The organism is Pseudonocardia sulfidoxydans NBRC 16205 (genome assembly GCF_007989085.1).
Taxonomy (GTDB): Bacteria; Actinomycetota; Actinomycetes; order Mycobacteriales; family Pseudonocardiaceae; genus Pseudonocardia; species Pseudonocardia sulfidoxydans.
Window position 1 is genome coordinate 1 of the sequence record NZ_BJVJ01000081.1, and the last position, 23,695, is coordinate 23,695.

17 protein-coding genes are annotated in these 23,695 nt (G+C 74.8%); 8 read left to right on the forward strand and 9 right to left on the reverse strand.

Annotated elements, in window-relative coordinates:
* Nucleotides 1-276 precede the first annotated feature (276 nt).
* The 3 genes from PSU4_RS26005 to PSU4_RS26015 are packed head-to-tail and all read right to left on the reverse strand — an operon-like array spanning nucleotide 277 to nucleotide 2,697.
* On the reverse strand, nucleotides 277-552 hold the full coding sequence (locus PSU4_RS26005; RefSeq protein WP_246115349.1) for a type II toxin-antitoxin system RelE family toxin: 276 nt from the start codon (nucleotides 550-552) through the stop codon (nucleotides 277-279).
* Between the two features lie 5 nt (nucleotides 553-557).
* On the reverse strand, nucleotides 558-842 hold the full coding sequence (locus tag PSU4_RS26010; protein WP_147113882.1) for a type II toxin-antitoxin system prevent-host-death family antitoxin: 285 nt from the start codon (nucleotides 840-842) through the stop codon (nucleotides 558-560).
* Between the two features lie 58 nt (nucleotides 843-900).
* Nucleotides 901-2,697, reverse strand: coding sequence for an acyl-CoA dehydrogenase (locus PSU4_RS26015; protein ID WP_147113885.1), 1,797 nt, complete (start codon nucleotides 2,695-2,697; stop codon nucleotides 901-903).
* A gap of 178 nt (nucleotides 2,698-2,875) precedes the next feature.
* Here PSU4_RS26015 and PSU4_RS26020 point away from each other — a divergent pair, with 178 nt between their 5' ends.
* Both PSU4_RS26020 and PSU4_RS31585 read left to right on the forward strand, forming a co-directional pair.
* Nucleotides 2,876-4,012, forward strand: coding sequence for an inorganic phosphate transporter (locus tag PSU4_RS26020; protein WP_147113889.1), 1,137 nt, complete (start codon nucleotides 2,876-2,878; stop codon nucleotides 4,010-4,012).
* Between the two features lie 16 nt (nucleotides 4,013-4,028).
* A complete protein-coding gene (locus PSU4_RS31585; protein WP_186817187.1) occupies nucleotides 4,029-4,274 on the forward strand; it encodes a hypothetical protein in 246 nt (81 codons plus the stop codon).
* Between the two features lie 55 nt (nucleotides 4,275-4,329).
* On the opposite strand, the gene PSU4_RS26030 is transcribed toward PSU4_RS31585, so the two are convergent.
* Genes PSU4_RS26030 through PSU4_RS26040 form a run of 3 tightly spaced genes read right to left on the reverse strand, consistent with a single transcriptional unit; the run spans nucleotide 4,330 to nucleotide 9,909 of the window.
* Nucleotides 4,330-7,530, reverse strand: coding sequence for an acetyl-CoA carboxylase family protein (locus PSU4_RS26030; protein ID WP_186817188.1), 3,201 nt, complete (start codon nucleotides 7,528-7,530; stop codon nucleotides 4,330-4,332).
* A complete protein-coding gene (locus tag PSU4_RS26035; protein WP_246115350.1) occupies nucleotides 7,527-8,720 on the reverse strand; it encodes an acyl-CoA dehydrogenase family protein in 1,194 nt (397 codons plus the stop codon). The genes PSU4_RS26030 and PSU4_RS26035 overlap by 4 nt, the downstream gene beginning before the upstream one ends.
* Complete coding sequence (locus PSU4_RS26040) at nucleotides 8,713-9,909, reverse strand: acyl-CoA dehydrogenase family protein (protein ID WP_147113897.1); 1,197 nt, start codon at nucleotides 9,907-9,909, stop codon at nucleotides 8,713-8,715. Before PSU4_RS26040 ends, PSU4_RS26035 begins: the two co-directional genes overlap by 8 nt.
* A gap of 166 nt (nucleotides 9,910-10,075) precedes the next feature.
* Between PSU4_RS26040 and PSU4_RS26045 the strand changes: the two genes are divergently transcribed.
* Nucleotides 10,076-10,432 (forward strand): DUF3040 domain-containing protein, encoded by a 357-nt coding sequence (locus tag PSU4_RS26045; RefSeq protein ID WP_186817189.1) that lies wholly within the window; start codon nucleotides 10,076-10,078, stop codon nucleotides 10,430-10,432.
* A 162-nt stretch (nucleotides 10,433-10,594) separates the two neighbouring features.
* Here PSU4_RS26045 and PSU4_RS26050 read toward each other — a convergent pair whose 3' ends face one another.
* Genes PSU4_RS26050 through PSU4_RS26060 form a run of 3 tightly spaced genes read right to left on the reverse strand, consistent with a single transcriptional unit; the run spans nucleotide 10,595 to nucleotide 12,854 of the window.
* Nucleotides 10,595-11,101 carry a universal stress protein gene (locus PSU4_RS26050; RefSeq protein ID WP_222596402.1) on the reverse strand — a complete coding sequence of 169 codons (507 nt, stop codon included), beginning with the start codon at nucleotides 11,099-11,101 and terminating at the stop codon, nucleotides 10,595-10,597.
* Nucleotides 11,098-12,399, reverse strand: a complete 1,302-nt coding sequence (locus tag PSU4_RS26055; protein WP_147113903.1) for an MFS transporter — start codon at nucleotides 12,397-12,399, stop codon at nucleotides 11,098-11,100. The genes PSU4_RS26050 and PSU4_RS26055 overlap by 4 nt, the downstream gene beginning before the upstream one ends.
* A complete protein-coding gene (locus tag PSU4_RS26060) occupies nucleotides 12,396-12,854 on the reverse strand; it encodes a MarR family winged helix-turn-helix transcriptional regulator (RefSeq protein ID WP_147113906.1) in 459 nt (152 codons plus the stop codon). The genes PSU4_RS26055 and PSU4_RS26060 overlap by 4 nt, the downstream gene beginning before the upstream one ends.
* A gap of 147 nt (nucleotides 12,855-13,001) precedes the next feature.
* Between PSU4_RS26060 and PSU4_RS26065 the strand changes: the two genes are divergently transcribed.
* The 5 genes from PSU4_RS26065 (at nucleotide 13,002) to recD (ending at nucleotide 23,638) form a co-directional block, all read left to right on the forward strand.
* Nucleotides 13,002-13,436, forward strand: coding sequence for a DUF6319 family protein (locus PSU4_RS26065; protein ID WP_222596403.1), 435 nt, complete (start codon nucleotides 13,002-13,004; stop codon nucleotides 13,434-13,436).
* Between the two features lie 7 nt (nucleotides 13,437-13,443).
* A complete protein-coding gene (locus tag PSU4_RS26070) occupies nucleotides 13,444-14,925 on the forward strand; it encodes an SDR family NAD(P)-dependent oxidoreductase (RefSeq protein WP_186817190.1) in 1,482 nt (493 codons plus the stop codon).
* 72 nt (nucleotides 14,926-14,997) lie between these two features.
* A complete protein-coding gene (recC, locus tag PSU4_RS26075) occupies nucleotides 14,998-18,375 on the forward strand; it encodes an exodeoxyribonuclease V subunit gamma (protein WP_147113909.1) in 3,378 nt (1,125 codons plus the stop codon).
* A 5-nt stretch (nucleotides 18,376-18,380) separates the two neighbouring features.
* The gene (locus tag PSU4_RS26080; RefSeq protein ID WP_147113925.1) at nucleotides 18,381-21,776 is read left to right on the forward strand and encodes a UvrD-helicase domain-containing protein; all 3,396 of its coding nucleotides are present in this window, start codon (nucleotides 18,381-18,383) and stop codon (nucleotides 21,774-21,776) included.
* A complete protein-coding gene (gene recD / locus PSU4_RS26085) occupies nucleotides 21,773-23,638 on the forward strand; it encodes an exodeoxyribonuclease V subunit alpha (RefSeq protein ID WP_246115351.1) in 1,866 nt (621 codons plus the stop codon). Before PSU4_RS26080 ends, recD begins: the two co-directional genes overlap by 4 nt.
* Nucleotides 23,639-23,695 lie beyond the last annotated feature (57 nt).

Consider the following 23,695-nt stretch of genomic DNA (forward strand, 5'->3'; position numbering starts at 1 on the left):
CTGTTCAGCGCGCTCCTAGAGCAGGGAGCAGCGTGGCGCGCTCGGGGCGACGACACCGGACCACCGGCCGGCGCGACCTGCTGACGGCTAGCGCGTTCGCCCGACCAGGGGCTGAGCGCGACGTCGTGGTGGAGAGGTGGACGCGGACGTCCACTGGGAGCAGGACCGCTGGCGTCACCGCAATCACGTTCCGGCGTCTGCACTCGACCTGTGGCCCCCGACGACTTCACACCAGGGCAGGCCACCTGCCTCCGGCCAGGAACGGCCGACCCCAGGTCACCATGGACCACCGCGGTAGACCTCCCGGCGGTGTGCCAGATGCACGACGACGACGAGCAGGCGGCCGTCTTCAACGCTGTACACCACCCGGTAGTCCCCGACCCGCAGCCGCAGCAGGCCTGGTGATCCGACGAGGGTCTTGACGCCCGCGGGGCGGGGGTCCTCGGCGAGTCGCTGGATGGCGGTGAGCACACGGCGCGAGACGGGCGGGTCGAGCGTGCGCAGCATCGTCAATGCGGCGGGACGGACCTCGATCGAGTAGCGCTCGGGCACCGAGGTCAGAGGTTCATCTCGCGAACGACCTCAGACAGGGGAACCGAGGGCTCGGGGTCGGCAAGAGACTCGGTGGCGAGCGTGGACAAGTGCTCGTCCTCGAGGTGTTCGAGATACTCGGCGACGTCCGCGGGCACGATGGCCGCGACGCGGCGGCCCCGGTGCGTGATGTAGGTCGTGTGGCCAGCGTGTTCGGCGCGACCGACTACCGCAGCGAATGTCGCGCGTACCTCCGCGGCAGAGAGTTCCTCGGGAGCCGGCTCGGGCCGAAAGTCGGGCGCAGCGCTCATGTACTTAATGTACACGAGGTACAGCTCGGAGTCAGCCTGACGGCTGACCTCCGATCTACTAGAACCACTCGTCCTTCATGTCGACGGTCGTCCGGTCCACGCTCGCCAGCAGGTCCAGCCACGGTCCGGTGCGCGGGAGCTCGTGGCGCAGGTAGAAGCGGGCGGCGGCGCGTTTGCCGTCGTACAGGTCGCCGGGCCGGTCGCCGGCGGCGAGCAGCTGCTCCAGCCACATCCAGCCGACGACGACGTGCCCGACCGCCTCCAGGTACACCGAGGCGTTCGCCAGCGAGACCTCGGGATCGCCCGCGGCCCACAGCGTCGCGGTGACCCCGACGATCCGGGTGACCGCGGCGTCGAGGGCCGCCGCGAGCTCGGCGGCGGTCCCGTCGGCGTCGACGGCCCGCGCGGTGGTCGCCCGGATCGTCTCGGCGAGCAGCGTCAGCCCGGCGCCGCCCTGCATGACGACCTTGCGCCCCAACAGGTCGATGGCCTGGATGCCGTGGGTGCCCTCGTGGATGGCGTTGAGCCGGTTGTCGCGGTAGAGCTGCTCGACGTCGTACTCGCGGGTGTAGCCGTAGCCGCCGTGGATCTGGATGGCGAGGTCGTTGGCCGCGAGGCACCACTGCGACGGCCAGCTCTTCGCGACCGGGGTGAGCACCTCCAGGAGCAGGTGCGCGCGGGCGCGGTCGGCAGCGTCGTCGGCGGTGCGCTCCTCGTCGAGCAGCCGCGCGCAGTAGAGGACGAGGGCGAGCGCCCCCTCGACGTAACTCTTCGAGGCCAGCAGCATCCGCTTCACGTCGGCGTGCGCGACGAGCGGGACCTGCGGCGCCGACGGGTCCTTCGCCCCGGCCGGGCGGCCCTGCGGCCGGGTCCGCGCGTAGTCCAGCGCGTGCAGGTAGCCGGCGTAGCCGAGGGCGGTGGCGCCACCCCCGACGCCGACGCGGGCCTCGTTCATCATGTGGAACATCTGGGCGAGGCCCTGGTTCGGCTCCCCCACCAGGTATCCGACGGCGCCCGCCTCGCCTCCCGGGGTGTACCGGCCCTCGCCGAAGTTCAGCAGCGTGTTGACGGTGCCGCGGTAGCCCATCTTGTGGTTGAGCCCGGCGAGGACGACGTCGTTGCGCTCCCCGAGCGCGCCGTCGGGGCCGACGAGGAAGCGCGGCACGACGAACAGCGAGATGCCCTTGACCCCGGGCGGCGAGCCGGGGATGCGGGCGAGCACGAGGTGGACGATGTTCTCCGACAGTTCGTGGTCGCCGCCGGAGATCCACATCTTGGTGCCGGTGATGCGGTAGGTGTTGTCGGGGCGTGGCTCGGCGCGGGTGGTGACGTCGGACAGTGACGACCCGGCCTGCGGCTCCGACAGGCACATCGTGCCGGTGAACCGGCCCTCCAGCATCGGCCGTACCCACGTGTCGACCTGCTCGGGCGAGCCGTGTGCGAGCAGCAGGTTCGCGTTGGCGACGGTGAGGAACGGGTACGCCGCGGTACCGACGTTGGCGGCGTGCAGCCACAGGAAGCAGGCCTGGGCGACGACCTGCGGCAGCTGCATCCCGCCGACGGACCCGTCCATCGCGGCGCCGATCATCCCGGTCCCGGCGAGCACCCGCAGGGCGTCACCGACCTCGGCGGGCAGGTGCACGCGTTCGCCGTCGAACTCCGGCTCGCTGGCGTCGGAGAGCTTGCGGTGGGGGGCGAAGTGCTCGGTGGCGACCTCCTCGGCGAGGTCGAGCACCGCGGAGAAGGTGTCGCTGTCGTGGTCGGCGAACCGGGGCCGCGACGTCAGCTTCTCGACCTGGAGCCAGTCGTTGAGCAGGAAGTCGAGATCCCGTCTCGAGAGCAGCAGCGATCGCATCCGCACACCGTGCCACCCACCCCCTCCGTCCACCAGCACGGACATACCGAGCAATCCGCACCTAACGGTCGGAGTGGTACGGGTTCCGGCCCCGGTGGGCATCTGGACGACGCCGGCTGTTCATCTCCCGTTACCCCACCGTCCGTAGCGTCCCGCGTAGCCCGACGAGGGAGGTTCCGTGGACCTGTCCGTGATCGTCATCGTGGTCGTGGTGACCGCGCTGATCTTCGACTTCACCAACGGCTTCCACGACACGGCGAACGCGATGGCCACCTCCATCGCCACCGGGGCCATGCGCCCCAAGGTCGCCGTCGCCGTGGCCGGTGTCCTCAACCTGGTCGGCGCATTCCTCTCGGTGGAGGTCGCGAAGACGATCTCCAGTGGTCTGGTGGACGAAGCGAGGATCACCCCGGTGGTCATCTTCGCGGGCCTCGTCGGCGCCATCCTCTGGAACCTGCTGACCTGGCTGCTGGGCCTGCCGTCGAGCTCCTCGCACGCCCTGTTCGGCGGCCTCATCGGCGCCACCCTCGTCGCCGCCGGCGCGAGCGCGGTCGACTTCGACACCGTCGTCACCAAGGTCGTGCTGCCCGCGATCCTGTCACCGCTGCTGGCCGGCGTCATCGCCCTCGTCGCGACCTACCTCGCCTACCGCATCACCAAGCGCGGTGACCGAGCGACGGTCAGCAAGGGTTTCAGGATCGGCCAGATCGTCTCGGCGTCGATGGTCGCGCTCGCGCACGGCACCAACGATGCCCAGAAGACGATGGGCGTGATCACCCTGACCCTGATCACCGCGGGCGCGCTCGCACCGAACTCGGGCCCGCCGTTCTGGGTCGTCCTCTCCGCCGGTCTCGCGATCGCGCTCGGCACCTACCTGGGGGGCTGGCGCATCATCCAGACCCTCGGCAAGCGCGTCAGCGACATCCAGACCCCGCAGGGCTTCGCCGCCGAGTCGGCCAGTGCCGCGGTCATCCTGACCTCGTCACACCTCGGCTTCGCACTGTCGACGACCCAGGTCGCCACCGGCTCGATCTTCGGTGCCGGCGCGGGTCGTCGGCTGGCGTCGGTGCAGTGGAGCGTCGCCAGGCAGATGGCACTGGCATGGCTGCTGACGCTGCCCGCCGCGGCGGCCGTCGGCGCCGTCGCGGCCTGGCTCGCCTCGACGGGCACCGTCGGTACGGTCGTCGTCGCGGTCGTCGCGATCGCGGCCGGCGCCGGCATCTACGCGATCTCGCGCCGCAAGCCCGTCACCGCCCACAACGTCAACGACGTCCCGACCCCCGGCGAGAAGGCCCCCGCCGGGACGGCGTCCTGAGCCCGGAGGTATCACGATGGGCATCGCCTGGGGTTCTTTCGGCATCGTCTCGCTCGTCTCGCTGGCCGCCGGCGTCGCCGTCGTCGTCCTGCTCGCCGTCGCCCTCGTCGGCCTCTCGGCGCGGGCGAAACAACCCGTCGGCGGGCCGACCGACGGCGCGAAGCCGGGCCTGAGCCCGGCCGCCGGCACCGCGGTCGCCGCGGTCTGCCTGCTCGCCGTTGTCGCGATCGTCGGGTACGGCCTGTACGTGATCGTCTCCTGAGCAGGCCTCGTGAGCGGCGATGGTCGCCATAGCGACCATCGCCGCTCACAGGGGTTCACCAGGTGTCGACGTTGGGGCGGCGCGCGCCCATGTTCTGCGGCACGTAGCCGCGGAAGCCCTCCACAATCCAGCGCCGCGTCTCGACCGGGTCGATGACGTCGTCGATCTCGAAGACACTGGCCGTGTTGGTGGCCTTGCCCTGCTCGTACATCTCGGCGACGAGCTTGCGGTACAACGCGTCCCGCTCCGCCGGGTCCTCGACGGCGTCGAGCTCCTTGCGGAAGCCCAGCCGTACCGCGCCCTCCAGGCCCATCCCGCCGAACTCGCCGGTCGGCCACGCGACACAGAACTGCGGCGCCTTGGTCGAGCCGCCGCCCATCGACTGCCCGCCGAGCCCGTAGCACTTGCGCACCACGACCATCCCGATCGGCACGTCAACATTGGCGCCGACGACGAACATCCGCGAGAAGTGCCGCACCGTCGCCGTGCGCTCGGACTCCGGGCCCACCATGAACCCGGGGGTGTCGACGAGCGAGACGATCGGCAGCCCGAACGCGTCGCACAGCTGCATGAAGCGGGCGGCCTTGTCGGCGCCGTCGCGGTCGATCGCGCCGCCGAGGTGGGTGGGATCGTTGGCGAGCAGCCCCATCGGGCGGCCCTCGATCCGCACCAACGCCGTGACCATCCCCGCGGCGAACCCGCGGCGCAGCTCCAGCACCGACCCGGTGTCGGCCAGACCGTCGATCACGGCGCGGACGTCGTAGACCCGCACGCGGTTCTCGGGGACGACGTGGCGCAGCAGCCGCTGGTCGGGCGCCTCCCACTCGTCGCGCGGCCCCTGGAAGTACGACAGGTACCGGCGCGCGACGTCGACGGCCTCCGCCTCGTCGGCGACCAGGACGTCGACGACACCGTTGGGGACCTGGTCGCGCATCGGCCCGATCTCGCGGGGCTCGACGACCCCCAGCCCGCCGCCCTCGATCATCGCCGGGCCACCCATGCCGAGGTTCGCGTCCTCGGTGGCGATGACGACGTCGCAGCAGCCGGCGAGCGCGGCGTTGCCCGCGAAGCAGTAGCCGGACACGATCCCGACCAGCGGCACCCGCCCCGAGAGCCGGCCGAACAGGTGGAAGGCGGGCACGTCGAGCATCGAGACCCAGCTGCCGTCGGTGTCGCCGGGCCGCCCGCCCCCGCCCTCGCAGAACACGACGAGCGGCAGCATCCGATGCTCGGCCAGCTCGAAGAGCCGGTCCTTCTTCTTGTGGTTGTGCGCGCCCTGGGTCCCGGCGAGGACGGTGTAGTCGTAGGACATCACGACGACCTGGTGCCCGCCCACGTCGGCGGTGCCGGCGACGAGCCCGTCGGCCGGGGTGCGTTCGACGAGGTCGTCGACGGTGCGGCGGCGTCGCTGCGCGGCGATCGCGAGCGCCCCGTACTCGACGAAGGTGCCCGGGTCGACGAGGTCGTCGACGTTCTCCCGGGCGGTGCGGCGGCCCGTGCGGCGGCGCCGGGCGACGGCGTCGGGGCGAGCGGCGTCGAGCCCGATCGCGCGGCGGCGCAGCACCTGGTCGAGGTCGTCGCGGACGTGGTCGGGATCCAGATCGGCGACGTCGGCCGCGGCGTCGCCCGCGGTCTCGCGTTCCTCCAGGTGGACGGCCACGGTTCCGGCGGACGGGGTGTCGCCGACGGTCACGTCGACACGGCGGACCACCCCGGCCGTGGGCGCCACGACGGGGTGCTCCATCTTCATCGCCTCGAGCACCAGCAGCGTCGTGCCGGCGGCGACCTCGTCGCCCTCGCCGACCTCGACGGTCACGACGGTGCCGGTCGTGGGAACGGTGACCGCCACGGTCCCGTCCTGCGCCGGTGGCCGCTCTCCGATCGACCCGGACGCGCCGGCCAGCGTCGGGAGGTGCGTGTCGAGGAAGTCCGTCCCCGACTGCCCCGGAACCCAGGCCGGGTCGGCGAGCAGCGCGCGCAGCAGCCCGACCGTCGTGTCGACGCCGCCGACGACGGTCTCGGCGAGCGCCCGGCGGGCGACAGCGAGCGCGGTACCGAGGTCCGCACCGTGCGCGATCACCTTGGCCAGCAACGGGTCGAAGCGCGGGTTCGTCGCGTAGCCGGGGTGGGCGGCGGCGTCGACCCGAACCCCACGACCCGACGGCAGCGCCAGCGTCGTGATCGTCCCCGCGGCCGGGTACAGGCCGTCGGGGGTGACGGTCTCGGTGGTGACGCGCAGCTGGATCGCGCTGCCGCGCGGCGCGGGCGGGCGCCCGTCGAGGCCCACGTCGGCGAGCGTCGCGCCGGCGGCCAGCCGCAGCCCGGTGGCGACGAGGTCGAGGCCGGTGACCTCCTCGGTGACCGGGTGCTCGACCTGCAGCCGCGGGTTGACCTCCAGGAAGTACACAGACGTGCCGCTGACGAGGAACTCCACCGTCCCCAGCCCGCGGTAGCCGCTGCCGATGATCGCCTCCGCGGCCGCGGCGAGCCGCTCCCGCACGTCGTCGGAGAGCCCGGGCGCGGGCGCGATCTCGACGAGCTTCTGGTGGCGGCGCTGCACGCTGCAGTCGCGGTCGCCCAGGGCGACGGCGCGCTCCCCGTCGCCCGCGACCTGCACCTCGACGTGGCGGGCGTCGACGACCAGCCGTTCGACGTACACCCCGCCCCCACCCGTCGCAGCCGCCGCCTCCCGGGTCGCCGACGCGTACGCCGCGGGCAGCTCGGCGCGGTCGCGCACCGGCCGGATGCCGCGCCCGCCACCGCCCGAGACCGCCTTGAGCACGACCGCGGCCCCCGGGCCGAGGCCGTCGAGGAACGCGGTCGCGCCGTCGAGGTCGACCGGGCCCTCGGTGCCCTGCGGGACCGGCACGCCCGCCGCGGCCGCGACGGAACGGGCGCGGGTCTTGTCGCCGAAGCGTTCCAGCGCATCGGCGGACGGCCCGACGAACGTCAGGCCCGCCTCGTCGCAGGCCCGCACGAGCGCGGGGTTCTCCGACAGGAAGCCGTAGCCGGGGTGCACGGTGTCGCAGCCGGACTCCCGGGCCGCGGCGACGACGGCGTCGACGTCGAGGTAGGCCGCCGGGCCCTCCCCGGGCAGCGCCACGGCCCGCGGGGCGGCACGCACGTGGGGGGCACCGGCGTCGTCGGCGGAGAACACGGCGACGGCCTCGACACCCAGCTCGGTGCAGGTGCGGAGGACCCGGATCGCGATCTCACCACGGTTCGCGACGAGGACACGGGCGGGGAGCACCGTCATGCCCGGCCGTCCGCGACCGGCGGGACGCCCGGCGTGGCGCGGACGTGGTCGAGCACCGCCGCCGCGATCCGGTCGCGGTGGATCTCCGCCCCGCCCAGCAGCGCCGCGTCGGTCACCGCGCGCTTGAAGTACAGGTGCGCCTCGTGTTCCCAGGTGAACCCGATGCCGCCGTGCAGCTGCACCGCGTCGGCGGCCACCCGGTAGTAGGCCTCCGAGCACGTCGCCGCCGCGATGCTCGTCGCCAGGAAGGGGTCGTCGCTGCCGGTCTGCAGGGCCCACGCCGCGTGCTGGGCGGTCGAGCGAGCGTGCTCGACGAGCACGAGCATGTCGGCGAGACGGTGCTTCACCGCCTGGAACGAGCCGATCGGGCGGCCGAACTGCAGCCGCTCCTTCGCGTACGCGACGGTCACGTCGAGCATGTGCTGCGCCCCGCCGACCTGCTCGGCCGCGAGCAGCGCCGAGCCCGCGTAGAACGCGTGGCCGAGGACGGCGTCGATCTCGTCGGCACCCGCGAGCAGCCGGGCGGGCGCCTCCCGCATGCGGACGGTCGCCTGCCGCCGCGTCAGGTCCAGCGTGGTCAGTGGGTCGATCTCGACCTGCTCGATACCCCCGGGCACGGCGAACAACGCGATGCCCTCCGGCCCGCTCGCCGCGACGAGCAGCACGTCCGCGCCCGCGGCGTCGACGACCTGGGGCACGACGCCGGTCAGCTCCCAGCCGTCGCCCGCGTGCACGGCGCCGACGGTGATGGCGTGCGGGTCGAACAGCCCGGCCCGCTCGGGCGCGGCGAGCGTCGCCGTGCGGGCACCCTCCACCAGCGGGGGCACCAGCTCGTCGCGCAGCGGGCCGGGCGAGGACGCCACGAGCGCCGGCAGCGCCAGCCCGATCGTCCCGAACACCGGACCGCACAGCAGCGCCGCACCCAGCTCCTCGACGACGATCGCCTGCTCGACCAGCCCGGCCCCGGCCCCGCCGAGCTCCTCCGGCACGGCGAGGCCGAGGACACCCAGCTCACGACCCAGCCGGGACCACACGGCCGCGTCGAAACCGGTGTCGGACTCCATGTGCCGGCGCACCGCGGCCCCGTCGGACTGCTCGGCGCAGAACCGCTGCACCGCCGCCCGCAGCTCCTGCTGCTCCACGGTCACGTCGAACTCCGCAGGAGCGGTGTCCAGCTCGATGTCAGCCACGCGGCACGTCCTTCCACGCCTTGCCCGCGTCCGCGCGCAGGTCACCCGGCAGCCCCAGGACGCGCTCGCCCAGGACGTTGCGCAGCACCTCCGACGTGCCGCCCTCGATCGTGTTGGCCCGCGACCGCAGGAACCGCTGCTGCAGCGCGCCACGCCAGTCGGCGTCGCGGCCACCCTCGCGGCGCACCTCGTAGGAGCCGTACAACGTGCCCTCGGGCCCGAGCAGGTCCATGCAGAACTCGTAGACGTCCTGGTTCAGCTCGGCGGCCACCAGCTTGCTGACCGACCCCTCCGGCCCGGGCGAGCCCGCGGTGGCCGTGCGGCGGGCTCTCGCCGACGTCAGCCGCTGCGCCTCCGCCCGCGTCCACAGCGCCGCCAGCCGGTCGCGCAGCACCGGGGTCCGGCGGTGCGGGCGGTCCGCCCACAACGCCAGCGCGTCGGCGATCGTCCCCGACCCGCGTTCCGTGCCGCCCGCCCCGATCGCCGAGCGCTCGTTCATCAACGTCGTCATCGCGACGCGCCAACCGTCGCCCACCGCACCGAGCCGGTGCTCGTCGGGGATGCGGGCGTCCTCCAGGAACACCTCGTTGAACTCCGCCTGGCCCGTCATCTGGCGCAGCGGGCGGGTCCGCACCCCGGGCGCCTCCATGTCGAGCACGAAGTAGGTCAGCCCCTTGTGCTTGGGCTGGTCGGGGTCGGTGCGCGCCAGCAGCAGCGCCCAGCGGGCGCGGTGGGCGAGGCTCGTCCACACCTTCTGGCCGTTGACGACCCAGCTGTCCCCGTCGCGCACCGCGCTCGTCGCGAGGCCCGCGAGGTCCGACCCGGCCCCCGGCTCGGAGAACAGCTGGCACCAGATGTCCTCGGTCGTCGCCAGCGGGCGCAGCCAGGACCGGGCCAGCTCGGGCGACCGCGCGTGCTCGGACAGCGTCGGCGCGGCCATTCCGTAGCCGATCGGGTTGAGCCAGAACGGGGTCGGCCCGCCCGCGGCCTGCAGCACCGCGTCGGCCGAGGCCTGCAACCCGCGCGAGAGTCCCAGCCCGCCCAGGCCCTCGGGGAAGTGCACCCACGAGAGCCCCGCGTCGAAGCAGGCGCCGAGGAACTCCTGGACCGGGACGCGGCGCGGGTCGTGGTCGGCGACGACCCGCCCGGCCACCTCCTCCACCCGTGTGGCGTCGGCGGCTGTGCTCATGGTCCCCCCGGCGGTGATCGGCTGCGCGGTGTTCGGCTGCCGATGATCGCCTGCATGGTGATCGTCGGCAGCGACGGTGCGCCGACCGTACGACGACGGCGCCCGCGCTGCCGAGGATGGTCGGCCGAGCACGTGTGAACAGCCTCCGAACGGGGTAGAAGAAGGTGTGACTCCCCCGGAACCGGAGACGCCGCTGAGCTCCGCGGAGCGGCAGCGTCTCGAACAGCTGGAACGTCAACTGGTCGTGCAGTTCCCCGACCTCGACGACGCGTTGCGCGGTGGGCGTCGACGACGCCGCTTCGTGCCGACGCCCGAGCTCGCCGTCGCCGCGGTCCTCGCGGTGGGCCTGCTGGTGGGCTCGGTGCTGCTGGGCGGGCTGGGCCTGGGCGCGGCCGAGCTGCTCGCCATGTGCGTCACCGCGATCCTGGTGTTCGGTGTACCGGCCCTGTTGCGCCGCCGCGCGCAGCAGGCCACCCCGGGCGCGACCCCGAGCACGGGCTCGCCGGCCACCCCGCCGACCTGACCCCGGGTCCCCCGCCCGCCACCGGGCGTGTGATCAGCGCGGTCCGATCGCGCTGGTGACACGCTCGACGGCGGTCACCGCAGCGAACGTGTCGTGGGAGCGTTGCGGGCGCGCTGAGCACACGTTCGGCGACGCCGACCCCGGCGCGCTACGGGACGCGCGCTACGGGACGACGGTGACCGGGCGGTGGCCCGTCTTCACCGTGCGGACGGCGACCGAGCCGAACAGCTTGTGACCCGTCTGCTCGCTGGCGCCGACGACGATCGCGTCCGCCCGCACCTGCTCCGCGACCTGCAGCAACGCCACGACCGGGTCGGCGGCCAGCACGACGAGCTCCGTCGCGACGCCGAACTCCTCCCCCAGCTCCGCGACGGTCGCCGCCAGGGAGCGGCGGAACTTCTCGTCGGCCTCGCCGTCGACGATCGGCACCATCGTCGGGGTGGCCATCAGCGGTGTCTGCCGCTCCGCGTAGACGGCGACGACCCGGCTGCGCTGCCGCCGCGCCTGCCCGACCGCGTAGTACATCGCGCGCCAGCCGGTGTCCGACCCGTCGATGCCGACGACGAGGGTCGACGGCCCGTCGCAGCCCAGCTCGAACCCGTGCGCGTGCGCGGGCACGCGTTGCGGGTCGCGTTCCGGGTCGCGCGGCCCGGACGGCGCGGCGGTCACCGGTGCCGCCCGGTGGTGCGGGCGTCCCTGGCGAGGGCCTCCTCGGCGAGCACCGCTTCCTCCTCGACGGCGGGCACCTCGGTGACGGCCTGCTCCGCTGCGGCGTCCTCGGCGGCCCGGGCGGCGTCGGCGTCGGCGTCGTCGAGTGCGCGCTTGACCGTGTGCAGCAGGACCGCGCCGACGACGACCGCGACCGCCCCGATCAGGAACGGCAGCCGCACCCCGACGTGCTCGGCCAGCAGCCCGGCCACGAACGGCGCGAGGCCACCACCGATGAAGCGGACGAACCCGTAGGTCGCGGAGGCGACGTTGCGCGGGACGGGCGAGATACTCATGACGGCCGTCGTCACCAGGGTGTTGTTGAGCCCCACGGCGGCACCGGATGCGATCACGGCGATCATGACGATCAGCGTGTTGCCGGGGAACAGCCCGATGACCAGCAGGATCACGGCGATGAGGGCGAGCGCGCCGTCGAGGGAGCGCAGCGTGCCGTAGCGGTTCTTGAGCATCGTGGCGCCGAACACGGCGAAGAGCGCGACGAGGATGCCCCACGCGAAGAACACCGCGCCGAGCTGCAGCGCCGACAGGTTCAGCAGGAACGGCGAGTAGCCGAGCAGGGTGAAGAAGCCCCAGTTGTAGAGCAGGCCGGTGACGCTGGTGGTCGCGAGGCTGCGGTGGCGCAGCGCGGTGATCGGTTCGCGCAGCCGGGAGCGTTCGGCGGGTTTCGGGGTGGGTTCGACGAGGACGACGGTCGCGACCAGGGCGATCAGCATGAGGACCGAGACGCCGAGGAACGGGCCGCGCCAGCTGATGGTGCCCAGGAGGCCTCCCAGCAGCGGGCCGGCGGCGATGCCGATGCCCAGCGCCGTCTCGTAGAGCACGATCGCGCCGGCGAACCCGCCGCTGGCGGAGCCGACGATGACGGCGAGCGAGGTCGCGATGAACAGCGCGTTGCCCAGGCCCCAGCCGGCGCGGAAGCCGACGATGCCACCGATCGAGCCGGACAGGGCGGCCGCGGCGGCGAAGACGACGATCAGGGCCAGCCCGGCGACGAGGGTCTTCTTGGCGCCGATGCGGCTCGACACCCAGCCGGTGACGAGCATCGCGACCGCGGTGACGACGAGGTAGCTGGTGAACAGGAGCTCGACCTGGGTGGGGCTCGCGTCCAGCTGGCCGGCGAGGGCGGGCAGGATCGGGTCGACCAGCCCGATCCCCATGAAGGAGATGACGCAGGCGAACGCGACCGCCCAGACCGCCTTGGGCTGGCGGAACGGGCTCGCTCCGGCGTGCGCGGTCATTCGGATTCCTCCTCGGGGGCTTCGGTGGCCCGGTCGGCGAGCCGGCCGAGGGCGGGCACGGCGGCGAGCAGCGCGTGGCGGTCCGCCGCGGACAGCGTCCGCAGGTGTGTCACGACGGTGTCGGCGCGCATCCGGTGTCGTTCGCGGATGTAGTCGCGGCCGGCGTCGGTGAGGGAGACGAGGGTGGCGCGGCCGTCGGTGGGGTCGGCGGCGCGGGTGACGAGACCGGCTGTGTGGAGGCGGGCGACGAGCCCGGTCATGCCGGGCTGCGAGATCGACTCGCGGGCGACGAGGTCGGAGACGCGCAGCGGGCCCGCCCGGTCGAGGCAGTCGAGCGTCGAGAGGGCGACGAGGTTCCACTCGGCGGGTGGGCTGGAGCGGCGCACCCAGCTGCTGACCTGCTCCAGGGTGGCCGCGAGGCGGGCGAGCTCGAGGGCGTCGGCGGGAGCGGACATCCCTCGAATTTACATCAGGTATCGATGTAAATGCAGTGGGAACCTGCAGGTCGGCGTGCGATCCGTGCCACGCACCCGTATCCGGACGGTTCGAACACCCGTTCTACGATCACCCTGTTCGGTGGAGCGACCACGAGAGGCCTGCACGTGACGACCCCTGACGACCCCCGGCCCGAGACCCCGACGGCCACCCCCGACTCGGCCACCCCCGGCTCGGCCGAGGCCGGTGCCGACACCGGTGCCGACTCCGGTGCCGAGGCGGCCGCGCCGCGCCGCCGCGGCCGCCCCAAGGGCGCCACCTCCACCGCGCGCCGCACACGCCTGATCGAGCTGACGCTCACCGTCAGCGGCAGCGCCGACGGCGAGTGGCAGGCCGATCTCAAGCGCGGCACCGACTGGATCGCCCGCGCGCTGCCGGTCACCGCCACCGCGGTCGTCCGGGCGGCCGCCGAGCTGCACGCCGACCTCGCGGCCCCGATCGAGGAGGTCGTGTCCGCCGCGCGCACCGAGCGCGAGGCCCGCGTCGCCGCGCTGGAGGCCGAGCTGGAGCAGGCCCGCAAGGCGCTGGCCGAGTTCGCCTGAGCCTCCCGTGACCGTCACAGAATCCGCACCGGCTCCCGCCCCGGCTGCCGGCATCGATCCCGCCGACCTGGCCGTCTGCCTGCGCGTCCTCGCCCAGGTCGACGGCCTCGACACCGAACACCCCGACGCCGTCGCCATCCGGCGCGCGACCGCGGGGATCTGGAAGTCGGTGCGGCTGCGCCGGCGCAAGGCGAAGCGCGAGGCGGTCACCGCGGCCGACCGGGCCGTCACCGAGGCCACCGCCACCGGCGCCCCCGGCCGCATCGACGACGAGACGCGTGGCGTCCCGCTCGTCTCGGCCACGCCGGGCGCCACCGCGGGCACCCTGCAGCGCGCCCGGTCCTGCTACACGTGCAAGCAGCGCTACACCCTCGTCGACGCCTTCTACCACCAGCTCTGCCCGCCGTGCGCCGAGCTCAACCGCTCGCGTCGCGACGCACGCACCGACCTCACCGGCCGCCGCGCGCTGCTCACCGGCGGCCGGGCCAAGATCGGCATGTACATCGCGCTGCGGCTGCTGCGCGACGGCGCCGAGACCACGATCACCACCCGGTTCCCGAACGACGCGGCACGCCGGTTCGCCGCGATGCCCGACAGCGCCGACTGGCTGCACCGGCTGCGGATCGTCGGCATCGACCTGCGCGACCCGGCGCAGGTGGTCCGCCTGGCCGACGACGTCGCCGCCCGCGGGCACCTCGACGTCCTGATCAACAACGCTGCGCAGACGGTGCGCCGCTCCCCCGGCTCCTACTCCGCGCTCGTCACCGCCGAGCAGGAGGCGTTGCCCGCCGCGACGGTGCCCGAGGTCGTGCGGTTCGGCGACGTCTCGGCCGCCCACCCTGCCGCGCTCACCGGGGCGCTGCGCCCGGCGACGCTGGAGCCGGCAGCACTGTCGCCGCACGCGCTCACCGAGCTCGCGCTCACCGCGGGCAGCGCCGACCCGGAGCGGGTCGAGGCCGGGATCGTCTCGATCGACGCGGGCGGCCTGCTGCCCGACACCGCGCGCGTCAACAGCTGGACGCAGCCGGTGGAGGACGTCGACCCGCTGGAGCTGCTCGAGGTCCAGCTGTGCAACCAGACGGCACCGTTCATCCTGATCTCGCGGCTGCGCCCCACGCTCGCGGCGTCGCCCGCGCGGCGCACGTACGTCGTCAACGTGAGCGCGATGGAGGGACAGTTCCACCGCGCCTACAAGGGCCCCGGCCACCCGCACACCAACATGTCCAAGGCGGCGCTGAACATGCTCACGCGCACGTCGTCGGCGGAGATGCTGGAGACCGACGGAATCCTGATGACGGCCGTCGACACCGGGTGGATCACCGACGAGCGGCCGCACCCGATGCGGCTGCGCCTCGCGCAGGAGGGCTTCCACGCCCCGCTCGACCTCGTCGACGGTGCGGCCCGGGTGTACGACCCGATCGTGCGCGGCGAGGCCGGCGAGGACCTGCACGGCTGCTTCCTCAAGGACTACGAGCCGTCCAACTGGTGACACACGGCCGGTCACGGACTGGTCGGGGGCGGGTCCGCAAGATCGTCGGTGGTGGTCGATAACGTGCCGGGCGTGCTGCACGTCCACCGCGCCGAACGCGCCGACACCCTCGCCGACGCGCTGGCCGCGATCCTCGCCGAGGTCCCGGCCGACCCGTTCGCCGCGGAGGTCGTCGCGGTGCCCGAACGCGGCGTCGAGCGCTGGCTCGCGCAGCGGCTGGCGCACCGGCTCGGCACGCGCGACGGCCGGGGCGACGGGGTGTGCGCCAACGTCCGGTTCCCGTCGCCCGCCGAGGTGGCCGACGCCGCGGTGTTCGCGGCGACGGGCACCGACCCGGACGACGACCCGTGGCGTCCCGCCCGCGCGGTGTGGCCGCTGCTGGAGCTGATCGACGAGGCGGCCGGCGAGGCACGCTTCGCGCTGCTGGGGGCGCACCTGGGCACGGGGGCGACCGACTCGCACCGGCGCGGCCGCCGCTACGCGCTGGCGCGGCGGCTCGCCGAGCTGTTCGCCTCCTACGCCGCGCACCGGCCCGGGATGCTCGGGGCGTGGCTCGCGGGCGCCGACGTCGACGGGCCGGGCGGGGCGCCGCTGGCGGCCGACCTGCGCTGGCAGGCCGAGCTGTGGCGGCGCTTGCGCGCGCACATCGGCGTCCCGGGGCCCGCCGAGCGGGTCGAGGCGACGTGCGCGGTGCTGCGCGAGGAGCCGGGCCGCGCCGCGCTGCCACCGCGGCTGTCGGTGTTCGGCCCCACCCGGCTGGCGGCCGGCCGGCTCGCGGTGCTCGACGCGCTGGCCGCGCACCGCGACGTCCACCTGTGGATCGCGCACCCGTCACCGGCGCTGTGGGGCACGCTGTCGGCGCAGGCGGGCACCGCGCCGCGGCGCGCCGACGACACGAGCGCGGGCGCGGTCGCCAACCCGCTGCTCGCGTCGCTGGGTCGCGACGTGCGGGAGCTGCAGCTGCGGCTGCCCGTGGGCGCCGACGTCCACCACGAGGGCGCCCCGCCGCCCGCGACGCTGCTGGGCGCGCTGCAGCGCGCGCTGCGCGACGACACGGCCCCCGGCGCGCTGCCCACCATGCTCGACCCGGGTGACCGCAGCGTCCAGGTCCACGCCTGCCACGGGCCCGACCGGCAGGTGGAGGTGCTACGCGAGGTCGTGCTGGGGCTGCTGGCCGACGACCCGACGCTCGAGCCGCGCGACGTCGTCGTCATGTGCCCCGACATCGAGACGTTCGCGCCGCTGATCTCGGCGACGTTCGGGCTGGCCGTGGGCTCGGCCGACACCGGCGGCGACGACTCGGGCCACCCCGGCCACCGGTTGCCGGTCCGGCTGGCCGACCGGGCGCTGCGGCAGGTCAACCCGCTGCTCGACACGGTCGCGACGCTGCTGGAGCTGGCCGATGCCCGGCTCACCGCCACCCAGGTCCTCGACCTCGCGGGCACGGAGCCGGTGCGCCGGCGCTTCCGGTTCGACGACGACGCGCTCGACCGGCTGCGCGAGCTCGTCGTGAACGCCGGGGTGCGGTGGGGGCTCGACGCCGAGCACCGGGGACCGTTCGCGCTGGGCGGGTTCCCGCAGAACACGTGGTCGGCCGGGCTCGACCGGATGCTGCTGGGCGTCGCCATGGACGAGGCCGACCGGCAGTACCTGGGCACCGCGCTACCCCTCGACGACGTCGGCAGCTCCGACGTCGACACGGTCGGGCGGTTCGCCGAGCTGGTCGAGCGGCTCGCCGCGGTGCTGGCCGGGTTGCGCGGCGAGCGGACGCTGACGCAGTGGGGGGCCGCGCTCACCGGGGGCCTCGACGCACTGACCACGACCACCCCGACCGACGCGTGGCAGGCCGCGCAGGCGCGCGCCGAGCTGGCGGAGGTCACGGCGTCGGCCGGCCCGCACGCGTCGACGGTGCCACTGGGCCTGCCCGACGTGCGCGGGCTGCTCACCGACCGGCTGCGGGGCCGCCCGACGCGGGCGAACTTCCGCACCGGCACCCTCACCGTCGCGACGCTGGTGCCGATGCGGTCGGTGCCGCACCGCGTCGTGTGCCTGCTGGGTCTCGACGACGGCGCGTTCCCCCGCGCCGGGGAGCCCGACGGCGACGACGTGCTGGCCCGCGACCCGCGCGTCGGCGAGCGCGACCCGCGCAGCGAGGACCGCCAGCTGCTGCTCGACGCGATCGGCGCCGCGACCGAGCACCTCGTCGTCGTCCACTCGGGTGCCGACGAGCGCACGAACGTCCGCCGGCCACCGTCGGTGCCGGTCGGGGAGCTGCTCGACGCGCTCGACACGGTGGCGGTCGGACCCGACGGCCGACGTGCGCGTGACCATGTGGTGGTCCGGCATCCGTTGCAGCCCTTCGACTCCCTGAACTTCACCGGCGACGCGCTGGGTGGGCCGCGCCCGTTCAGCTTCGACCGGGCCGCGCTCGCCGGCGCGATCGCCGCGACGGGCACCCGCACCCCGCCGCCCCCGCTGCTGCCGGGCCCGTTGCCCACGCTCCCGCCCGCCACGGAGGTGGAGCTCGACGACCTGGTCCGGTTCCTGGAGGGCCCGGCCAAGGCGTTCCTGCGCCAGCGGGTCGGGGTGTCGGTGTTCGCCGCCGACGACGACCCCGACGACGCGCTGCCCGTCGAGCTCGACCAGCTGCAGCGCTGGCACATCGGGGCGCGGCTGCTCGCCGACCGGCTCGCCGGGCACGACCTCGCCGCCTGCACGGCCGCCGAGTGGCGCCGCGGCGCGCTCCCGCCCGGCGCCCTGGGCCGCCGGATCCTGGAGGACGTCGTCGCCCAGGTCGAACCGCTCGTGGCCGCGACCCTGCCGCTGCGCACCTCGCCGCCCGAGTCGCTCGACGTCACCGCCACCGTCGCGGGGGTGCGCCTCGTCGGGACCGTCGGCGGGGTGGTGCGCACCGGCTCCGGGCCGGGCGCGACCGGCGACGTCGTCGCCGCCGGGTTCTCCCGGCTCGGCGCCAAGCAGCGGATCGGGGCGTGGGTGCGGCTGCTCGCGCTCACCGCGGCCCGACCCGACACCACGTGGCGGGCGGTCACCATCGGGCGCGGGTCCGACGGGCCGGAGCGCTCGGTGCTCGGCCCGCTGGAGCAGGGCCGGGCCGCGGCCCAGCTGGCCGATCTGCTGGCCCTGCACCGCGACGGGCTGTGCGCGGCCCTGCCGTTGACGCTGAAGTCGTCGTACGCCTACGCGAACCGCCGCCGGATGCGGGGCCGCACCACCGACGACGCCGTCGACGCCGCCCGCACCCAGTGGGGCGGGCGCTACGGGCCCGAACGCGACGACGCCGCCCACACCCTGGTGTGGGGTGCCGGCACACCGTTCGACGTGCTGCTCGCCGAACCGGCGCGCAGCGGGGACGAACCCAGCAGGTTCGGTGAGCTCGCGATGCGGGTCTGGACGCCGCTGCTCGCGGCCGAGGAGGTGAGCCTGCCGTGACGACCATGGTGCTTCCCACGAGCCGCTTCGAGGTGTGCGGTCCCCTGCCGTCGGCCGGGGAGACCACGGTGCTGGAGGCCAGCGCCGGGACGGGCAAGACGTACACGATTGCCGCGCTCACGGCCCGCTACGTCGCCGAGGGCGTGGCCACGTTGTCGGAGCTGATGCTCGTCACGTTCGGCCGGGAGGCCACCCACGAGCTGCGCGAACGCGTCCGCGAACGGCTCACCGCCACCGAGCGGGCGCTGGCCGACCCGGCGGCGGCCCGTGCCGCGTCCGACGTCGTGCTGCGCCACCTCGCCACCGGCGACGACGCGGAGGTCGCGGCCCGCCGGGAGCGGCTGCGGCTGGCCGTCGCCGAGTTCGACGCGGCCACGATCGCCACCACCCACCAGTTCTGCCAGCGGATGCTCGCGGGGCTGGGGGTGCTGGGCGACGCCGACCCCGACGCGCTGTTCGTCGAGTCGGTCGACGACCTCGTCGAGGAGGTGGTCGACGACTTCTACGTCCGCAAGTACGCCGCCACCGGCGCCGACCGTCCGGCGTTCGGCCGCGACGAGGCCCTCGAGCTGGCCCGGGCCGTCGTCGGCGACCCGCAGGCCCGCATCGAACCCGTCGACGCCGACAAGGGTTCCGTCGCCGCGACGCGGCGCAGCTTCGCCGAGGCCGTGCGCCGTGAGGTCGACCGCCGCAAGCGCGCGGCCAAGATCTTCAGCTACGACGACATGCTCACGCGCCTCGACGCCGCGCTGTCCGACCCGGTCCGCGGCGAGGCGGCCGCGGCCCGGCTGCGCAGCCGCTACCGCGTCGTGCTGGTCGACGAGTTCCAGGACACCGACCCGGTGCAGTGGCGCATCCTGTCGGCAGCCTTCCACGGGCACACCACGCTCGTCCTCATCGGCGACCCCAAGCAGGCGATCTACGCGTTCCGCGGCGCCGACGTCGTCAGCTACCTGCAGGCGGCCGCCGGGGCCGGGGAGCGGTTCACCCTCGCCGACAACTACCGCAGCGACCGCGCCGTCCTGTCCGCGGTCGAGGCCGTGTTCAACGGGGCCGCGCTCGGCGACGCCGACATCGTCGTCCACCCGGTCACGGCCGTGGAGCAGGGCCGCACGCTGCGCGGTTCGGCGTGCGACGCGCCGCTGCGGGTGCGGATCGTCGGGACCGAGCGGCTGGGCAAGCTGTTCCACGGGGTCGGCCGGGTCGACGCCGCCCGCCCGCAGGTCGCCGCCGACACGGCCGCGCAGATCGCCGGGCTCCTGGCGAGCGGGGCCCGGGTCGTCCCCGCCGACGGGCGCGAGCGCGCCGTCCTGCCCGGCGACGTCGCCGTGCTGGTGCGCACCAACGACCAGGCCGAGATGGTCAGCCGGGCGCTGCGCGACGCCGGGGTCGCGGCCGTCGTGACCGGGACGCGCAGCGTGTTCGGCACCCCCGTCGCGGCCGACTGGCTGACGCTGCTCGAAGCCCTGGAGCAGCCGCACAGCGGTCTGCGGCTGCGCGCCGCCGCGCTGACCTGCTTCGCCGGGGTCACCGTCGCCGACCTGTGCGGTCCCGACGCCGACGCCGTCGTCGAGAGGGTCGGCGACGACCTGCGCGACTGGGCGGGCGCGCTGCGCGGGCGGGGCGTCGCCGCCCTGCTGGAGGCCGTGTCCGAGCGGCGCAACCTCGCGCAGCGGCTGCTCGCCCGCACCGACGGCGACCGCACCCTCACCGACCTGCGCCACATCGGACAGGCCCTGCACCACGCCGCCACCCAGGAGCACCTCGGCCCGTCCGCGCTGGTCGAGTGGCTGCGCCGGCGCATCGACGAGGCCGGCTCCGACACCGGCGCCGACCGCAGCCGCCGCCTGGAGTCCGACGCCGACGCCGTCCAGATCGTCACCGTGCACCGCAGCAAGGGCCAGGAGTACCCGATCGTCGCGGTGCCGTTCGCGTGGGACCGCAACGTGGCCGACCCCAAGCTCGCCCGGCTGCACGAGGGCCCCGAGCAGCAGCGGGTCCTCGACGTCGGCGGCCCGTCGGGGCCCCGGTTCGCCGAGCGCCAGGGCGGGCACCTCGCCGAGGAGGCCGGGGAGGACCTGCGGCTGCTCTACGTCGCGCTCACCCGCGCCCGTTCCCAGATCCTGGCCTGGTGGGTCCCGGCGACGACGACGTCGAAGTCGTCGCTGCACCGGATGCTCGCGGGCTGCGCGATGCCGGGAGAGACGCCGCGCGAGACGTGCGCGGTGCCGCGCGACCCCGGACCGATGTTCGCCGCGCTCGTCGAGCGGGCCGGCCGCGCCCCCGACGGCAGCCCACATGTCGTGGTGGAACGGGTCGGCGACGACGTGCCCGCGCCGTGGGGCCCGCCGGCCGCGGCGACGCCGCTGCTCGGCGCCGCGTTCTTCGACCGCGACATCGACCTGGACTGGCGCCGCACCTCCTACAGCGCGCTCACCGCCGCAGCCCACGACGCCGGGCCGCGCACCCCGACCGTCGTCAGCGAACCCGAGGACCCGGGGATCGCCGACGAGCCCGCCTCGCCGGACCCACTCCAGTTGGCGTCGGTCGATCCTGTTGCGCCGCAAGCCGTTCCGTCGCCGATGGCCGATCTGCCGATGGGTACCGCGTTCGGCACGCTGGTGCACGCCGTGTTCGAGGCGGCCGACACCACCGCGCCCGACCTGCGCGCCGAGCTCGCCGCCCGCGCCGGCGCCGAGCTCCTCCGCCGGCCCGCCCCGGTCGACCCCGACGAGCTGGCCGCCGCCCTCGTTCCCGTGGCCCGGACGCCGCTGGGTCCGCTCGTCGGCGGCGCCACCCTGGCCGACGTCACGCCGGCCGACCGGCTCAGCGAGCTCGACTTCGAGCTGCCCCTCGCCGGCGGCTACCGGCCGGGCCCCTCCCCCGTCCTCGCCGACGTCGCCCGGCTGCTGCGCGTCCACCTCCCCGCCGACGACCCGCTGGCCGGCTACCCCGACCACCTCGACGCGCCGCTGCTCGCCGACCAGCCGCTGCGCGGCTACCTCACCGGCAGCATCGACGCAGTGCTGCGCGTCGGGGGGCGCTACGTCGTCGTCGACTACAAGACGAACTGGCTCGGCCCGGCCGGCCCCGAGGGCCACCTCCCGCTGACGTCGGCGCACTACTCGGCCGCCGCGCTCACGCACGCGATGATCTCGTCGCACTACCCGCTGCAGGCGCTGCTCTACGCGGTGGCGCTGCACCGGTACCTGCGCTGGCGGCTGCCCGGCTACGACCCCGCCACCCACCTCGGCGGGGCGCTGTACCTGTTCCTGCGCGGCATGTGTGGGCCCGACACCCCGGCGGTCGACGGCGTCCCCGCCGGTGTCTTCTCCTGGGCACCGCCGTCCGCGCTGGTCACCGACCTGTCCCGGCTGCTCGACGAGGGGAACCTCTCGTGACCACCCCCGTCGTGGATCTGCACGACCCGCGGTTCGCCCGCGGCGCCGCCGGCCTGCTGGCCCGGTTCAACGCCGCCGGCGTCCTCGCCGCCGCCGACGTGCACGTCGCCGGCCGGCTCGGGCGCCTCGGCGGCGAGACCGACGAGACCGTCCTGCTCGCGGCGGCGCTCGCCGTGCGCGCGGTGCGGCACGGGTCGGTGTGCGTCGACCTCGACGAGGTCGGCACCACCGTGCTCGGCGAGGGCGACGAGCTCGTCGACGTCTCGGCGCTGCCGTGGCCCGACCCGCCCGCGTGGCGCGCCGCGTGCCTGGCCAGCCCGCTGGTGTCCGCCGACCCGCGCTCCGGAACAGCCCCGCTCCGGATGCCCGACGGCCTGCTCTACCTCGACCGCTACTGGCGCCAGGAGGAGCAGGTCCGCGTCGAGCTGCGCGACCGCGCCACCGCCGAGCCGCCCCGCATCGACGTCGACCGGCTCCGCGCGGGCCTGCACCGGCTGTTCGGCGCCGAGGGTCCCGACCGGCAGCGTCTCGCCGCCGCGGTCGCCTCGCTGCGCCGCGTCACCGTCCTCGCGGGCGGCCCCGGCACCGGTAAGACGACGACCGTCGCCCGGCTGCTGGCCCTGCTGCGCGACCAGCCGGGCCCGCCGCCGCGCATCGCGCTCGCCGCGCCCACCGGGAAGGCCGCGGCGCGGCTCGCCGAGGCCGTCCGCGAGCAGGTGACGCAGCTGCCCGAGGCCGACCGCGAACGCCTGGGTGATCTCTCCGCCTCGACGCTGCACCGACTGCTCGGCTTCAAGCCCGGCCACACCAACCGGTTCCACCACGACCGCACCAACCGGCTCCCCCACGACGTCGTCGTGGTCGACGAGACGTCGATGGTGTCGCTGACGATGATGGCCCGGCTCCTGGAGGCGGTCCGTCCCGACGCCCGGCTCCTGCTGGTCGGCGACCCCGACCAGCTCGCATCCGTGGAGGCGGGTGCGGTGCTGGGTGACCTCGCCCGCGCCCCGGGCGCCGTCGAACCCGCACTGGAGTCGACGCTGCGCTCGCTCGGCGTCCTCGCCCCGGACGACCCTCCGGTCGTGCACGGCGTCGTGACGCTCGACCGGACGTGGCGCTTCGGCGCCGAGATCGCCGCGCTGGCACGGGCCATCCGCTGCGGCGACCCCGACGCCGCCGTCGCCGCCCTGCGCTCGGGGGGCGACGCGGTCAAGTTCGTCGAGGCCCCCACGCTGGAGCTGCGCGACCCACCCGGGCTCGACGCCGTCCGCGCCGAGGTCGTCGCCGCGAACGCGACGCTGGTCGCGCACGCCCGGGCCGGCGACGTCGACAAGGCCTTGGAGTCCCTCGACCGGCACCGGCTGCTGTGCGCGCACCGCCGCGGCCCCTACGGGGTGACGCGGTGGGGCTGGGAGGTCGAGCGCTGGCTCGCCGACGCCGGTGTCGGCCCGGGACCCGACGACGGCGAGTGGTTCCCCGGCCGCGCCGTGCTCGTCACCACCAACGACTACGACCTGAACCTGTACAACGGCGACACCGGTGTCCTCGTCCGCGAGGAGGGCCGCACCCGGGCGGTGTTCGGCCGCGGCGGCGCCCCGCTGCGGGTCGCGACGGCCCGGCTCTCGCAGCCGCAGAGCGTCCACGCGATGACGGTGCACCGCGCGCAGGGCAGCCAGTTCTCGCAGGTCACCGTCGTGCTGCCGCCGCCGGAGTCGCCGCTGCTCACCCGCGAGCTGCTCTACACGGCCGTCACCCGGGCCATCGAGCGCGTGCGGGTCGTCGGGTCGGAGGCGGCGGTCCGGGCCGCGGTCGCGCGCCCGGTCGGCCGGGCCTCGGGCCTGCGCGACCGCCTCGGCACCTGAGAGCATCGGCCCGCTCCGACCGCGGGGTTGCGCGCCGACGACCGCGCGCAACCTCAC

What these genes read in the sequence shown, in the direction of transcription:
- PSU4_RS26010 (WP_147113882.1), bottom strand. Translation starts at nt 842, where the DNA reads ATGAGCGCTGCGCCCGACTTTCGGCCCGAGCCGGCTCCCGAGGAACTC.
- PSU4_RS26015 (WP_147113885.1), bottom strand. Translation starts at nt 2,697, where the DNA reads ATGCGATCGCTGCTGCTCTCGAGACGGGATCTCGACTTCCTGCTCAAC.
- PSU4_RS31585 (WP_186817187.1), top strand. Translation starts at nt 4,029, where the DNA reads ATGGGCATCGCCTGGGGTTCTTTCGGCATCGTCTCGCTCGTCTCGCTG.
- PSU4_RS26030 (WP_186817188.1), bottom strand. Translation starts at nt 7,530, where the DNA reads ATGACGGTGCTCCCCGCCCGTGTCCTCGTCGCGAACCGTGGTGAGATC.
- PSU4_RS26040 (WP_147113897.1), bottom strand. Translation starts at nt 9,909, where the DNA reads ATGAGCACAGCCGCCGACGCCACACGGGTGGAGGAGGTGGCCGGGCGG.
- PSU4_RS26055 (WP_147113903.1), bottom strand. Translation starts at nt 12,399, where the DNA reads ATGACCGCGCACGCCGGAGCGAGCCCGTTCCGCCAGCCCAAGGCGGTC.
- PSU4_RS26060 (WP_147113906.1), bottom strand. Translation starts at nt 12,854, where the DNA reads ATGTCCGCTCCCGCCGACGCCCTCGAGCTCGCCCGCCTCGCGGCCACC.
- PSU4_RS26080 (WP_147113925.1), top strand. Translation starts at nt 18,381, where the DNA reads ATGGTGCTTCCCACGAGCCGCTTCGAGGTGTGCGGTCCCCTGCCGTCG.